This window comes from Geodermatophilus chilensis (assembly GCF_002802985.1).
GTDB lineage: Bacteria > Actinomycetota > Actinomycetes > Mycobacteriales > Geodermatophilaceae > Geodermatophilus > Geodermatophilus chilensis.
This window is the reverse complement of sequence record NZ_NVPT01000031.1, coordinates 21,017-35,538: the sequence shown is the minus strand read 5'-3', so window position 1 is coordinate 35,538 and position 14,522 is coordinate 21,017. Positions and strand designations below refer to the sequence as shown.

Below are 14,522 nucleotides of genomic sequence, written 5' to 3'. Positions count from 1 at the left end.
CCGCCGAGGACGCGCACCGCATGGGCATGGTCAACCGCGTCGTCCCGCACGCCGAGCTGGAGCGCACCGCGCTGGACTGGGGACGACGGATCGTGGCCAAGAGCCCGACCGCGCAGCGGATGCTCAAGTACTCCTTCAACCTCATCGACGACGGGCTGGTCGGCCAGCAGCTGTTCGCGGGGGAGACCACGCGGCTGGCGTACATGGCCGAGGAGGCCGTCGAGGGACGCGACGCGTTCCTGGAGAAGAGGGATCCGGACTTCTCCCGTTTCCCCTGGCACGTGTGACGCCGCGGTGAGCATCGCAGTGAGCTCTGCGAGCGAGGAGCGGAGCCGTGGCGGAACACGTGTGTGGGCATGGCACGTGTGACGCGCGGTGAGCATCGCAGCGAGCTCTGCGAGCGAGGAGCGGAGCCGTGGCGGAACACGTGTGTGGGCATGGCACGTGTGAGAGAGGACCCTCCTGCCCCCACCGTGGAAGGACCCCGTCCTCCCCACCCTGCGCGAGCTCAGGGTGGGACCCGGGCCGGGGCCACGGCGGGACCCTGCAGGGGGGCAATCGGAACTACGAGGAGGACAACGTGATCGTCGAGGTGGTGGGCGGTGCCGACGAGCGGCCCGAGGTGCGGGTGGTCGACGTCGACGACCTGACCGGGGTGCACCTGGCCCTCGGTGCGGTGACCGACGAGGAGGCCGACCAGGTGCTGCGGGACGCCGGCCTGGGCCGGGTGGAGGACGCGCAGACCGGCGTCCTGGACGTCGCGGCGCTGCGGGCGGCTGCCGAGCCCCAGGCCGGCGCCGGTGACTGGGGGCAGCGCTGGGACGGCGTGGTCGCGGAGGCGGCGGACGCGGGTCGCCTGGTGGACGACGGAGCGGGCCTGCGAGTCCGGGTCGAGAGCGCCGCGGGGGCCTGACGCGCAGGGTGACAGGCCGGACGACCCCCCTTGTTTCCGGAACGTGAAATCTCTGAAAAACCGGGAACTCGCCGGTGTCGTCGTTGTGGTGACTCCAGCCGCGCGCCACGATGACTCCGTGACCCGTATCTCCCTGGTCCTGGCGTGAGCGGCACGCCGGGGCGTCCACTGAGCGCCGAACTGTCCGAGCAGCTGCTCTCCGTCGCGGTCGACATCCTGGCCGAGGAGGGCTGGGGCAAGCTCAACAGCGACCGCGTGGCCGCACGTGCCCACGCCGGCAAGGCCGGTATCTACCGGCGCTGGCCCACGATGGCGGCGATGGCGCGCACCGCGGTGGGCCGCTTCACGCTGGTCCGGGTGCCGGCCGACCAGGGCTCGCTGCGCGAGGACCTGGCCGCGCTCGTCGACCGCTGGCGCCGGCCGCTGGACCGCGAGGAGCGGGCGGCGGCCAGCCTGGTCGGCGCGGCCCGCCACGAGGAGGACCTGCGCGCCGGCCTGGAGGTCGCGCTGGTCCGCCCGCTCGCCGAGGCCGTCCAGACGATCGGCGCCCGGGCGGCCGAGCGGGGGCACGAGGTCCCCGCCGCGCGGCTGGCGCTGCTGTGCTCGGTCATCGAGGCCTTCTGGTGCAGCGCTACACCTCGGCCCGCGGCCCCATGAGTCGCGACGAGGTGCAGCGTGTGCTGGACGAGGTGCTGCTGCCGGTGGTCGCGCTCGACGAGGAACGCGCTCCGGTCTGACGTCAGCCGGTGGGTCGCAGCCCGCCCTTCGCCCGCGGGGACATCGCCGAGCCGAGCCCGCTGAACACCTGCTCGGCGACCGAGCAGGCGAGGGTGACGCCCTCCTCGGCGTCACCGAGGAGTGCACCGGCCGGGCCGGTGAGCAGCCGGCGGTGCTGGACGATCAGCGTGCGGACGGCGGCCAGCCAGACCGCAGCGGTCACCGAGGCGGCCGTGCGGACGTCGTCGGGGACCGCCGGGGCGCCGCCCTCGGTCGACCAGACCTCGTAGAGCGCGTCGCCGAGCCGCCCGGTCGCCTCGTGGTGCAGCTCGCGCTCGCGGGCGCGCAGCGCGGGGGAGGCCTCGAGCGTGGCGTCGAACGTCCGCCCCTCGGGGTCGGTGAGCTGCCGGACGTGTACGGCGACCCGCTCGACGAGGTAGGCGTGCAGGGCGTCGAGCGGAGCGGTGCCCGCCGGGCGGGAGCGCACCGCCTCCGCGGCGCCCTCCACCCACGGCGTGTGCCCGTCGAAGAAGAGGTCCTCCTTCGTCGGGAAGTGGTTGAAGACGGTCTGGACGGCGACGTCCGCTGCCGCGGCGATGTCGGCGATCGTGACCGCCTCGAAACCGCGCTCGGCGAACAGTCGCTGCGCGGTCTCGCGGATGAGCGTCCGGGTCTGCGCCTTCTTGCGGGCGCGCCGGTCAATGACATCACTCACGGTGCCAGGTTAACTCCGCTCCGTAGATAACACGGTCTGCCCCGCTTCACCGGCCATTGTGCGCTCGGACCCGTCGGCCAGCACAGCTCGCCCCCGCCTCTCCACCAGGATGGATGGTGCGGTCGCGTCGGGGTGGCCGGCCGGGCCGGCCAGCGTGGTCTGCCGGCGGATCGGCGTGTCGCCGTCGGCCCGCCGGGCCGGGTCGTCGTCGGGCACCGGCCGCGGCACGGAGCCACGGCTCGGGTCGCGGACGGTGGGTCCCGCGCCCGGCGGGGCCGGCGGGGACGGTGCGGACGACGACATCACCCCTCCCAGAGTGCCTCAGGTCGGCGTGTCGCGCGGCGTGTGCGGTCGTCGGGGACGCCCGTTCCGCGGCCGACCTGCGGTTGCGCGCTCCGCGGCCGGGGCAGGACCCCGCCATGGGCGAACCGAGCACCGGCACCCCCGTCCGCGTCGGACTCGTCGGGGCCGGTGGTGTCGGCGCCCGCCACGCGCGGACGCTGGCCGGCTTCCCCGACGTCGAGCTGGTGGGCGTCGCCGACGCCGTCCCCGGTGCCGCCGACGCGCTCGCCGCCGAGCTCGGCGTGCTGGCGGTCGACGACGTCGACCGGCTGCTCGCCCAGCGGCTGGACGGCGTCTGGCTGTGCGTGCCGCCCTTCGCGCACGGCGAGCTCGAGCTGGCCGCCGTCCGTGCCGGCCTCCCCTTCTTCGTCGAGAAGCCGCTGGCCACCGGCGTCGCGGTCGCCGAGGAGGTGGCGCGCGCCGTGGCCGGGGCCGGGTTGCCCACCGCCACCGGCTACCACTGGCGGCACCTGGACACGGTGGCCGCCGCCCGCGCCGTCTGCGCCGCGCACCGGCCCCGGCTGGTCGACGCCACCTGGCTGGACAAGGTGCCGCCACCGGCCTGGTGGTCGCGGCGGGAGCGGTCCGGCGGGCAGGTGGTCGAGCAGCTCACCCACGTGCTGGACCTGGCCCGGCTGCTGGCCGGCGAGGTGGTCGAGGTCCGCGCCACCGCGGCGCCGTCCACCGCGGAGGGCCGGGACGTCGACGACGCGACCGCCGCGCTGCTCACCTTCGACTCCGGCGCCGTCGGCACGGTGACCGCCGCCTGCTCGCTGCCCGGCAAGCTGGCCGCCGGTCTCGACGTGGTGTGCGACGGCGCGGCGGTCGAGCTCACCGAGACCGCGCTGACCGTCACGACCGCCGACGGCGCCCGGCGCAGCGAGCCGCGGGTCGACGGGCGTACCGCGGTCGACCGGGCGTTCGTCGACGTGCTCGCCGGCGGTGCGCCGGCGGAGGGGCTGGTCGACTACGCCGAGGCGCTGCGCACCCACCGGGTCGCGGTGGCGATCGCGGGGTCCGCGCGCACCGGGGAGGCCGTCCGGCCGTGACGGCCATTTCCGCGGAAATCGCCGACCGTCAGCCGACAGGGAGCCGCCGCGGGAGAGCGCTGCGCGACCGGGTGCGCGACCGGGTGCGCGCGCGGGCCAGCGTCGCGGCGTAGAGCCGCTCGTAGCCGTCGGCCATCACGGCGGGGGCGAAGCGGCGGCGGGCCTCGGCGGCGCAGGTCTCCGGGTCGATCTCGTCGAGCCGCCCCAGCGCCGCGGTGAAGCCCGCCTCGTCGGTGGCGAGGAAGCCGGTGCGCCCGTCGTCCACCAGCGAGGGCAGGCAGCCGCGGGCCATGGCGACCACCGGCGTCCCGGCGGCGAGGGCCTCGCAGACGGCGGTGCCGCCGGGCTCCTCCCAGCGGATGGGGAACAGCACCGCGCGGGAGGTGCGCAGCAGCTCGTCCTTCGCCGCACCCCCGACGCTGCCGATCCACCGCGCGGAGCCGCCGTCGAGGTGCCGGTCGACGTGCTCGAGGAACCACGCGACGTCGGGGTGGGAGCGAGCCGGGTGGCCGGGGGTGGCCAGGGCCCGCTCCAGCGCCTCCCGGTCGGGCAGCCCGCCCACCGGTCCGGCGAGCACCAGCGGCACCCCGGCCGCGCGGCAGGCGCGCAGCGCGGTGTCGATGCCCTTGGGCTCGCACAGCCGGGCGAGCACGAGGACGGCGTCGGACCGGTCCGTCCGCGGCACGGGGGGTGGGCCGTCGACCGGCACCGACAGCGGGACGACGCCGACCACCTGCTCGCGCAGCGCCGCGGGCGCCTGGGCCACCTGGGTGTCGGAGACGCCGGCGAACCAGACCCGGCCCGCGCCGTCGAAGGAGGCCCAGAAGTCGGCGTTGCGGCGGGTGTCCCAGTGCAGCGTGGCCAGCGTCGGCGGGGCGGCGTCCCCCAGGCCGACCAGCAGCGCCGGGCCGACCACCTCGACGTGGCTGTGCACGACGTCGAAGGGCGCACCGGCCAGCGCGTGCTCGGCCAGGGTCGCCAGCACCACCTGCTCGTGCGCGTGCGCGGTGCCGACCACCTGCGGGTACGGCCCGCCGAGCTGCTCGAACCGGCCGCTGGGGAAGGCGCTGACCAGGCCGTCGACCGGCAGCGTCGAGTCGCCGACCGAGGCCAGGACGACGGTGTGTCCCCGGGCCCGCAGCTCCGTGGTGAGCGTGGCCACGACGTTCTCCAGGCCGCCGTAGCCGGGCGGCGGGACCGGCAGCCAGGGGCCGGCGTCCATCAGGATCTTCACGACCGGCCCCCGGCCCGGCGATCGGCGGCGCGGACCGATCGCATGGGCGGGCGCTCGACCACCCCGACGTCCCAGGTGACGCCCTCGAGGCCGTCGCCGGTGCGCAGGAACTGCAGCAGCTCGCTCTCCGGCCGGCCCGTGCACTGCCAGCGGGCGAGCGCGGTCTGCAGGATCTGCCCGGCCATCCGGCCGAGTGCCGCGTCGGCCTGGTGGGTGTGCTGTCGCGTGCCGAGGTCGACCTGGGCCAGCGCGTCGAGCCCGGCCAGGGCCACCAGGTCGACGAGCAGGCCGAGCTCCACGCCGTAGCCGGAGACGAACGGCACCTGCTCGAGCAGCTCCCGGCGGCCGGCGTACTCCCCGGACAGCGGCTGGACGAAGCCGGCCAGCTCGGGCCAGAAGGCGTTGAGCAGCGGGCGGGCGACCAGCTCGGTGACCCGGCCGCCGCCCGAGGGCACGATCCCGTCGGTGGTGGTCAGCGGCCGGTCGTAGAGCGCCTTGACGTAGCCGATGCTGGGCTCGGTGAGCAGCGGGCCGAGCAGGCCGACGACGAACCTCGGGTCGAAGTCGACCAGGTCGGAGTCGACGAAGACGATCAGCTCGCCGGTGGTCGCGTGCAGCGACTTCCACAGCGCCTCGCCCTTGCCCGGCCGGCTGCCGTGGCGGGGGAGCACCGTGTCGACGGAGACGACGCGGGCGCCGGCGGCGGCCGCGACCTCCGCCGTCCGGTCGCTGGACCCGCTGTCGACGACGACCACCTCGTCGACCAGCGGACAGCGTTCGACCAGGGCCTCGCGGATCGTGGCCACGATGGCGCCCACGGTGCGTTCCTCGTCGAGGGCGGGGAGCACGACGCTCACGGTGACGCCGCGGGTGCCCTTGGCGTTCACCAGGTCGGGTGCCTGCCACGTCTCGGCGGTGAAGGTGCGGCGATGGAGCCAGCGGCGGACGTCAGGTCGCACGCGTCTCCCCCCAGGCCGGGTGCCGACGTCGATGTCGGCACGGAGGTCCCCGTCGGGCGACAGGATGCACGAGAAGGGCTCGTCGCGGGCCGCTGTCCGCGTCCGGTCTCCCGCTGGGAGGTGACCCTCCGGCCGCTCAGCCCCTGCCCCGCATGGTGGGCAGCGCCCGACTGTCCGGAGGGGAGAGTCGGGCGCTGCGGGCCCTCCGCCGCCGGCGCACGGGTACCCCCGCGGAAGCCCGGCCCCCGCTCTCGTGTGCGAGCAGGAGCCGAGGTCCAGGGGGAGTCCGGTGTCAGCCGACGACGACGTCGCCCAACCGCGCCCGGTACTCGGCCACCGTCGCCAGCGGCGGCCGCTCGTCGACGGCGACCGCGGTGCTGTGCGGCACGAACCCCGTGCCGTCGTGCCGGAACTGGGTGAGCAGGCCGCCGGAGTGCCCGCGCCCGGCCCGGGTGAGCACCGTCGACACGACCTGCCCGGCCATCCGGCCCAGCGCCTCCTGCCCCTGCGAGATGTGCCGGCGCACGCCCAGGTCGACCTGCGCGAGCCCGCCGAGCCCCGAGAGCCGCAGCAGGTCGACCAGCAGCCCCACCTCGACGCCGTAGCCGGACACGAACGGCACCTGCTCCAGCGCCGACCGTCGTCCGGCGTACTCGCCGCCCAGTGGCTGCACGAACCCGGCGAGCTCCGGCCACAGCGCGTCGAGCAGCGGCCGCGCGGTCAGCTCGGTGACCCGTCCGCCGCCGGCCGGGACCGACGACCCGCCCAGTTCCAGCGGCCGGGTGTAGCAGCCCTTGACGTAGTCGACCTGCGGGTCGGTGAGCAGCGGGGCGAGCAGTCCGGGTACGAAGTGCCGGACGTCGCCGAGCAGGTCGGCGTCGAGGAACACCACGAGGTCGCCGGTGGTCGCGGCCAGCCCCTTCCACAGCGCCTCGCCCTTGCCGGGGCGGCTGCCGTGGCCGGGGAGCACGTCGGCGGCGGCGACGACCTCGGCCCCGGCGGCGCGGGCCACCGCGGCGGTGGCGTCGATCGAGTCGGAGTCGACGACGAGCAGCTCGTCGACCAGCGGGGCCCGCTGGACCCACTGCTCGTGCAGGTCGGCGACCAGCCCGCCGACGGTCGCCTCCTCGTCCCGGGCCGGGAGGACGACGCTGACCCGGTGCTGCCCGCGGCGCTTGGCGCGGAGCAGGACCTCGAGGTCGAGCGCGTCGAGGGAGGGGGCCGCGGTGGTCCGGGTCTCGAACCAGGCGCGCGCGTCGGGTCGCATCAGCCCACTCTCGGCGAGGTGATCACCGCGGCGCCACGGGGCACGACGGAGTTCACGAGGACGTCACCGGGTGTGCTGCCGCAGGTCACACCCGGATGCCGGAGGAGCGCAGGGCCGTCGCGCTGAGTGCTCCGACGGCAGCGCCGTCCCCCGTCGGTTCGGGGTGGCCGAGGTCGGTCAGCCAGCCGCGCAGCACCCGGTGCAGCGCCTCGGCGCCGACGACCTCGCCCGGCGCCCGGAACGAGCGCGGGTGCAGCAGGAAGGCGTGCTGCTGCGGTCCGCCGAGCCCGCCGTGCGAGCCGACGTGCGGCTCGAACGCCGAGGCCTCGTCGGTGCCCGGGTCGTAGCGGCTGTTGACGACGACGTCCGGGCAGTGCGGGAACGTCGAGCCGCGGGCCACCAGGCCGGCGGCGTGCGGGCCGTAGGGCAGCAGCGGGTCCTCGCCGACCACCTCGCCGGTCGCCAGGCGGTGCAGCCCGTCGCGGCCGAGCACCACCGGGCCGTGCTCCTCGGAGTGCACGAGCAGGAAGCCGACGCCGTCGTGGTCGACCAGGCCGGGCAGCAGCGCGGGCCAGTGTCGCTCGATCTCCTCCAGCGAGACCTGGCCGGGCATGTCGGCGAAGGAGACCATCGCGGTGTGGCCGGAGACCGCGACCACCACGCCCGGGGCCACCCGGGGCACCCGGCCCTCGCGGCCGGCGGGCAGCTCGTGCGCGTGCGGCACCCCTTCGGCGCGCTCCACCCGCTCGCGCAGCCGGCGTGCGATCGGCCCGCCGCTCTCGGCCAGCGCCGCCCCGACCTGCCAGCCCTCGGTGAGCCGCCGGCTGTCCCGCGGACCGGTGAGGTGCCCGGCCGGCAGCTCGCCGCGCCCGCCGCAGAGCCGGCCGACCAGCTGCTCGACGGTCTCCCCGAACCGGGTGGCGAAGGACTCGCCCTGCGTCTGGCCGTGGTCGGAGAGGCAGACCAGGTGGTACTCGCGCGGCGCGAGCTGGGCGGCGCGGTGCAGCCGGCCGATCTGCTGGTCGATGCTGTGCAGCACGGCCAGGCTGTCGGCCCGCTCGAGCCCGCCGTGGTGGGCGGCCTCGTCGTAGCCGAGGAAGTCCGCGTAGGCGACCGGCCGGCCGGCAAACATGTCCTCCAGCAGGGCGAAGACGACGACGTCGCGGGAGATGACCGTCGTCCCCGGCCGGGCCAGCGGGTAGAAGCCGCCGCGCGAGATCCGCGGCCGGACGTCGTCCCGGCGCTCGCGGGCGGCGGCGACCAGCTCGCGGTACACGTCGACGAGGGAGACCGCGATGGTGCGCAGCGCGTTGCCCGGGTCGGCGAAGTAGGCGTAGTAGCCCGTGCCGGGCCGCTCGCGCCGCTGCCGCGCGCGCCGGCTGGCGGCGGGGACGACGTGCGCCAGCGAGCTCATCGTGAGGCTGACGTGCTCGGCGTCGCCGGTGAACAGGTTGCCGTGGCCGGCACCGCCGCCGGCCAGCAGCCCGCGGCCGTCGGAGTGCGACCGCTCGATCTCGGCGGCGTCGGTCGGCGAGGACACCCGGACGATGCGGTCGCGCTCCTTGTCGTACCAGCGGAAACCGGGGATGTCGGCGTTGGAGCCGTGCAGGATGCCGCAGACCGAGGCTCCGGTCTGCGAGCTCCAGTCGGTGTGCCAGGAGGTCAGCACGTGGCTGCCCGCGCGCAGCCAGGCGGCCAGGTTCGGCATCGACCCGTCGCGGACGGCGCGGCGGGCGGTGTCGTACGAGAGCGCGTCGATCTGCAGGAACAGCACGCCGGGCGGGCACGGCTCGCCCTCCGCCGTCCCCCGGGCCCGGCGACGCGCGCGGCGGAAGAAGAGCTCGTCCTCGTCGAGGGCGAGCACGCTGCTGACCAGCCCGGAGACCCCGGCCATGGCGACGCCGACGACGACCGCGGTGCGCAGGTCGGCGATGACCACGCCGGGCACCAGGAAGGACAGGCCGAGCACCGCGGCGCCCAGCAGCAGGAAGCTGCCCAGGCCGAGGGTGAAGAAGGCCAGCGGCAGCGCGACCCGCATGACCAGCGGCCACACGACGCCGGTGAGCAGGCCGAGCAGCAGCGCGATCAGCGGCGGCTGCCACCACGACGGCATGTCGAAGGCGCCGAGCCAGCGGTCGAGGACGACGAGCGCGGCGGTGCTGGCCGCCCAGGTGAGGACGACGCGCGCCGGCGTGCGGCCCCGCTGGAGGACCCGCCCCGAGGGCGCGGTCATGCCGGGCCGCAGGCCGAGGGTCGGGCTCGGGCTCCGGGTCGGGGGTGCGCCGGCGGTGCGAGCCGACCGCGTTCAGGACCGCCCCGACGAGCAGCACCAGCACGGTGGCCAGCAGGACGGCGACCAGCGGGGAGTCGAAGATCCCGCCGCTGAGCACGCCGAGGGCGGCGTAGGCGACCGCCCAGAGGAACGCGGCGAGCAGGGACGCCGGCAGCAGCCGCCGCCACGGGTAGGTCAGCGCGCCGGCGGCCAGGAGCACCGGGATGCGGCCCGCGGGCAGCAGCCGGCCGATGACGATGATCTGCCAGCCGTGCCGCCGGAACTGCTCACGGATCTCCTCGACCCGGTCGGCGTGCTGACCGCGGGCGACCCAGCGGACCGCCGCCGGCCCGCCGAACCGGCAGATGGCGAAGGTGATGAGGTCACCGGCCCATGCGCCGAGCGTGGCGACCAGTACGACGAGCACGAGGTCGAGCTCGTGCGCGGTCACGGCGAACGCCGCGCCCGCGCCGACCACCGCCCCGGTGGGCACGACGGGCACCACCGAGCCGAGCAGCACGCCGCCGAAGAGGACGGGGTAGCCGATGGAGCCGTCGGTCCAGCCGGCGGCGAGCGCGCTCACGGCGTCGTCCCGACGGGCTCCGGCAGCGGTACCGGCCGGCCCGGCTCGGCGACGACCACGGCGGTGTCCAGGCCGCGGGCGGCGACCGCGGCGGCGAAGTCGCGCGGCGGATCGGTGAGCAGCTGGCGCATCCGCGGCAGCCGCGCGGCACCGGGCAGCGCGAGGGTGCCCCAGTGCACGGGGACGGCGACCCGCGGCCGCAGCCGTGCCGCCGCCTCGGCCGCGCCCGCCGGGTCGAGGTGGCCGGGGCCCAGCGTGAGCCCCCACCCCCACACCGGCAGCAGCGCGACGTCGACCCCGCGCTCGCCCAGCAGTGACATCGCGTCGGTCAGGTCGGTGTCGCCTGCGGCGTAGACGGTCCGCCCGGCGCCCTCGACCAGGTGGCCGACCGCGCCGGTGTCGGGGCCGTGCGTCAGCCGCGGGCCCCAGCGGTGCCCGGAGTGCTCGGCCGGGACGGCGGTGACCCGCAGCGCACCGTGGGTGATCGTCTCGCCGGGCAGCACCTCGGCCACGTGCCGGAGGCCCCGCGCCCGGAGCCACGCCCCGGCGCCGCGGGGGACGACGACCCGCACGTCCGGGTCGAGCAACCGCAGCGAGGGCAGGTGCAGGTGGTCGCCGTGCAGGTGGCTGATGAGCACCAGGTCGACCCCGGCGTACGTCTCCGGCGCGGGCGCCGGCACCACCCGGCGCAGCGGCCCGACCCGCCCGGTGAGCAGGGGATCGGTCAGCACCGTGTGCCCGGCCGACTCGACGCGCACCGTCGAGTGGCCGAGGAAGTGCAGGTGCAGGCCGCCCACTGGTCCAGTATCGACCGCCCCACCGACGATCCGGCACCGGTTCGACCCGTGCGGGGTACGTCCGGGGTGCGGGACCTCCCCTCTCCCGGTCTGCCTCCGACCTCGATCGAGTCGATCGGGGGGTTGGCCGACATCCCGCCCAACCGGCCGCCCGAGACCGCGAGGTGATCACGGGGTCGTTGCAGGTGACACGCGACGACACGCCGGTCGACGGTGCAACGCCCCCGTGATCACGGCGGAGGGGCCCGGCGCACGGCGGTCCGCGGAACCGCAACGGACGGTTGTCATCGGACATGGTGGGTCCCGCAGCGCCGAGCTGACGCACAAGTGGCAGAGTTGCGCACGTGAAGACCTGGCTCGACGCGTGGCCGGTGTTCCGGCAGCTGACCGGGCCGGACCCCCTCGGACGCGGCGCGGCCGCACGCAGCAAGGCGACGGAGAACGTGGTGAGCCGCACGGCCACCGCCGACCGCGTCGTGCAGAGCGTGTGCCCGTACTGCGCGGTGGGGTGCGGCCAGCGCATCTACGTCAAGGACGAGCAGATCGTCCAGATCGAGGGCGACCCGGACTCGCCGATCAGCCGCGGGCGGCTGTGCCCGAAGGGCAGCGCCAGCAAGCAGCTGGTCACCAGCCCGACCCGCGTGACGACGGTGAAGTACCGCCGTCCGTTCGGGACGGAGTGGGAGGACCTCGACCTCGACACGGCGATGGACATGATCGCCGACCGGGTGCTCCAGGCCCGCCGCAAGGGCTGGCAGGACGAGAACGACGGCAAGCGCGTCAACCGCACCATGGGGATAGCGAGCCTCGGAGGGGCGACCCTCGACAACGAGGAGAACTACCTCATGAAGAAGCTCTACAGCGCCCTGGGCGCGATCCAGATCGAGAACCAGGCGCGCATATAGCACTCCGCCACGGTGCCCGGTCTGGGTGCCTCGTTCGGTCGTGGCGGCGCCACGAACTTCCAGGAAGACCTCGCGAACTCCGACTGCATCGTCATCGAGGGTTCGAACATGGCCGAGTGCCACCCGGTGGGTTTCCAGTGGGTGAGTGAGGCCAAGGCGCGCGGCGCCAAGGTCGTCCACATCGACCCGCGGTTCACGCGCACCAGCGCGATCGCCGACCTGCACGTGCCGCTGCGCATCGGCACGGACATCGCGTTCCTCGGCGGCCTGATCCGGTACGTGCTCGACAACGAGCTGTACTTCAAGGAGTACGTCGTCGCCTACACCAACGCCGCGGCGCTGGTGGGTGAGGCCTACGTCGACTCCGAGGACCTCGACGGCCTGTTCTCCGGGTTCGACCCGGAGAAGAACCAGTACGACGAGTCCAGCTGGCAGTACGAGCCGGAGGAGCCGCCGCACTCCGGCTCGGACGACCCGGCCGGCGCTGCGGAGCAGGACCGCAGGGAGCAGGACCCCGAGGTCAAGAAGACCGATCACGCCCAGGCGGCCGGCAGCGGCGGCCCGCCGATCGCGGCCAAGCCGAAGCGCGACGAGACGCTGCAGCACCCGCGCTCGGTGTTCCAGATCCTCAAGCGGCACTTCGATCGCTACACGCCCGAGATGGTGGCCGAGGTCTGCGGCATCGAGCCGGAGGTCTTCCTGCAGGTCGCCCGCTGGGTGACCGAGAACAGCGGCCGCGAGCGGACGACGGCGTGGGTGTACTCGGTGGGCTGGACGCAGCACAGCGTCGGCGCGCAGTACATCCGCACCTGCTCGATCCTGCAGACGCTGCTGGGCAACATCGGCCGCCCCGGCGGCGGGATCCTGGCGCTGCGCGGGCACGCGAGCATCCAGGGCTCGACCGACGTCCCGACGCTGTACAACCTGCTGCCGGGCTACCTGCCCATGCCGCACGCGCTGCAGCACGGCGACCTCGACGAGTACTGCGCCGACGCGGCCGGCAAGGCCGGCTTCTGGGGCAACAAGCGCGCCTACATGACCAGCCTGCTCAAGGCCTGGTGGGGCGACGCCGCGACGCCGGAGAACGACTTCGCGTTCGACTACCTGCCGAAGATCGACGGCGACCACAGCTCGTACCGGACGATCACCGACATGATCAAGGGCAAGGTCTCCGGCTACTTCCTGGTCGGCGAGAACCCGACGGTCGGGCACCCCAACGGGCGCATGAACCGCTTCGGGTTGGCCAACCTCGACTGGCTGGTCGTCCGCGACCTGCAGATGATCGAGTCGGCCACCTTCTGGAAGGAGTCGCCGGAGATCGAGACCGGGGAGCTCGCGCCCGAGACGATCGGCACCGAGGTCTTCTTCATGCCCGCGGCGACGCACGCGGAGAAGGAGGGGACCTTCACCCAGACCCAGCGGGTGCTGCAGTGGCGGCACAAGGCGGTCGAGCCGCCGAACGACGCCAAGAGCGACCTGTGGTTCTACTTCCACCTCGGTCGCATCCTGCGCGAGCGGCTGGCCGGCTCCACCGACCCGCGGGACCGCCCGCTGCTCGACCTGACCTGGGACTACCCGCTCCACGGGCACGACCAGGAGCCGAGCGCCGAGGCCATCCTGCGGGAGATCAACGGCACCGGCCCGGACGGGCGTGCGGTGTCGGGCTACCTGGAGCTGAAGGACGACGGCTCGACCTCGTGCGGCTGCTGGATCTACTCCGGCGTCTACGCCGACGAGGTCAACCAGGCCGCCCGGCGCAAGCCCGGTCGCGAGCAGGGCCCGGTGGCCTCCGAGTGGGGCTGGGCCTGGCCGTACAACCGGCGCATCCTCTACAACCGCGCGTCGGCCGACCCCGACGGCAAGCCGTGGAGCGAGCGCAAGAAGTACGTCTACTGGGACGAGGAGGCCGGTCGCTGGACCGGTCTGGACAACCCGGACTTCGAGGCGACCAAGCGGCCGGACTACGTGCCGCCGGACGGTGCCCGGGCGCAGGACGCGATCGGCGGTGCCGACCCGTTCGTCATGCAGGGCGACGGCAAGGCGTGGCTGTTCGCGCCCGCGGGCGTGGTCGACGGCCCGCTGCCGACGCACTACGAGCCGGCGGAGTCCGTCGTCCAGAACGCCTTGTACAAGCAGCAGGCGAACCCGACGGTGGAGCGCATCCCGGGTCCGTGGAACCGGGAGAACCCGCCGCTGTCGGACGTCTTCCCGTTCCAGGTGACCACCTACCGGCTGACCGAGCACCACACCGCCGGCGGGATGAGCCGCACGCTGCCCTACCTGTCCGAGCTCCAGCCGGAGTTCTTCGTCGAGGTCAGCCCGGAGCTCGCCGAGCTGCGCGGCCTGACCAACGGCGAGTACGCCACGCTGGTCAGCGCGCGGACGGCGATCGAGGCGAAGGTGCTGGTCACCGAGCGGATCCGGCCGATCAGGCTGCGGGACGGCCAGGTCGTGCACCAGATCGGGATGCCCTACCACTGGTCCTACAGCGGCATCTCGACCGGCGACTCGGCCAACGACCTGCTCGGGATCGTCCTCGACCCGAACACACACATCCAGGAGGACAAGGTCAGCACCGCCGACATCCGGCCGGGACGGCGTCCGCGCGGCCCGGAGCTCATCGACTTCGTGGAGGGCTACCGGCAGCGCGCCGGGGTCGCGTCCGGGCGGGTCGGGGTCAACGGCCGCGACCCGGTCGCGGCCGAGGCCGGCGAGGGATCGACGCTGTGAGGACCGAGACCGTGAGGACCGGAGCAGGAGAGAGGAGGC

10 protein-coding genes and 2 pseudogenes are annotated in these 14,522 nt (G+C 74.7%); 5 read left to right on the top strand and 7 right to left on the bottom strand.

The features are described from left to right. From CNO22_RS07540 to CNO22_RS07530, 3 genes are all read left to right on the top strand, one after another. The coding region (locus CNO22_RS07540; protein WP_232806869.1) for an enoyl-CoA hydratase-related protein at positions 1-287 on the top strand (287 nt) is incomplete at its 5' end. A 293-nt stretch (positions 288-580) separates the two neighbouring features. Further along, positions 581-913: a hypothetical protein gene (locus CNO22_RS07535; RefSeq protein WP_100498779.1), complete on the top strand. Its 333-nt coding sequence runs from the start codon at positions 581-583 to the stop codon at positions 911-913. A gap of 144 nt (positions 914-1,057) precedes the next feature. Then, positions 1,058-1,570 carry a TetR/AcrR family transcriptional regulator gene (locus CNO22_RS07530; protein ID WP_232806868.1) on the top strand — a complete coding sequence of 171 codons (513 nt, stop codon included), beginning with the start codon at positions 1,058-1,060 and terminating at the stop codon, positions 1,568-1,570. A gap of 82 nt (positions 1,571-1,652) precedes the next feature. On the opposite strand, the gene CNO22_RS28185 is transcribed toward CNO22_RS07530, so the two are convergent. Next, positions 1,653-2,345: a TetR/AcrR family transcriptional regulator gene (locus tag CNO22_RS28185; RefSeq protein WP_198588165.1), complete on the bottom strand. Its 693-nt coding sequence runs from the start codon at positions 2,343-2,345 to the stop codon at positions 1,653-1,655. Positions 2,346-2,764: 419 nt separating this feature from the next. On the opposite strand from CNO22_RS28185, the gene CNO22_RS07515 reads away from it, so the two are divergent. Next, a complete protein-coding gene (locus CNO22_RS07515; RefSeq protein WP_100498777.1) occupies positions 2,765-3,736 on the top strand; it encodes a Gfo/Idh/MocA family protein in 972 nt (323 codons plus the stop codon). A 28-nt stretch (positions 3,737-3,764) separates the two neighbouring features. Here CNO22_RS07515 and CNO22_RS07510 read toward each other — a convergent pair whose 3' ends face one another. The 6 genes and pseudogenes from CNO22_RS07510 to CNO22_RS07485 form a co-directional block, all read right to left on the bottom strand. Next, a complete protein-coding gene (locus tag CNO22_RS07510; RefSeq protein ID WP_100498776.1) occupies positions 3,765-4,970 on the bottom strand; it encodes a glycosyltransferase in 1,206 nt (401 codons plus the stop codon). Beyond that, entirely contained in the window at positions 4,967-5,929 is a 963-nt protein-coding gene (locus tag CNO22_RS07505; protein WP_100498775.1) for a glucosyl-3-phosphoglycerate synthase, read from the bottom strand. Before CNO22_RS07505 ends, CNO22_RS07510 begins: the two co-directional genes overlap by 4 nt. A 292-nt stretch (positions 5,930-6,221) precedes the next feature. Next, entirely contained in the window at positions 6,222-7,196 is a 975-nt protein-coding gene (locus CNO22_RS07500; RefSeq protein WP_100498774.1) for a glucosyl-3-phosphoglycerate synthase, read from the bottom strand. Positions 7,197-7,281: 85 nt separating this feature from the next. Beyond that, positions 7,282-9,429: a phage holin family protein gene (locus tag CNO22_RS07495; protein WP_100498773.1), complete on the bottom strand. Its 2,148-nt coding sequence runs from the start codon at positions 9,427-9,429 to the stop codon at positions 7,282-7,284. A 214-nt stretch (positions 9,430-9,643) separates the two neighbouring features. Further along, positions 9,644-9,895: pseudogene (locus tag CNO22_RS28920) on the bottom strand (DedA family protein); the annotation flags it as partial. A gap of 152 nt (positions 9,896-10,047) precedes the next feature. After that, positions 10,048-10,848, bottom strand: coding sequence for an MBL fold metallo-hydrolase (locus tag CNO22_RS07485; RefSeq protein WP_100498772.1), 801 nt, complete (start codon positions 10,846-10,848; stop codon positions 10,048-10,050). Positions 10,849-11,192: 344 nt separating this feature from the next. On the opposite strand from CNO22_RS07485, the pseudogene fdh reads away from it, so the two are divergent. After that, positions 11,193-14,483 (top strand): annotated as a pseudogene (gene fdh / locus CNO22_RS07475) (formate dehydrogenase). The last annotated feature ends 39 nt before the right edge of the window (positions 14,484-14,522 follow it).

Coding starts and splice junctions, on each gene's coding strand:
- CNO22_RS07515 (WP_100498777.1), top strand. CDS start 2,765: ATGGGCGAACCGAGCACCGGCACCCCCGTCCGCGTCGGACTCGTCGGG.
- CNO22_RS07500 (WP_100498774.1), bottom strand. CDS start 7,196: ATGCGACCCGACGCGCGCGCCTGGTTCGAGACCCGGACCACCGCGGCC.
- CNO22_RS07495 (WP_100498773.1), bottom strand. CDS start 9,429: ATGACCGCGCCCTCGGGGCGGGTCCTCCAGCGGGGCCGCACGCCGGCG.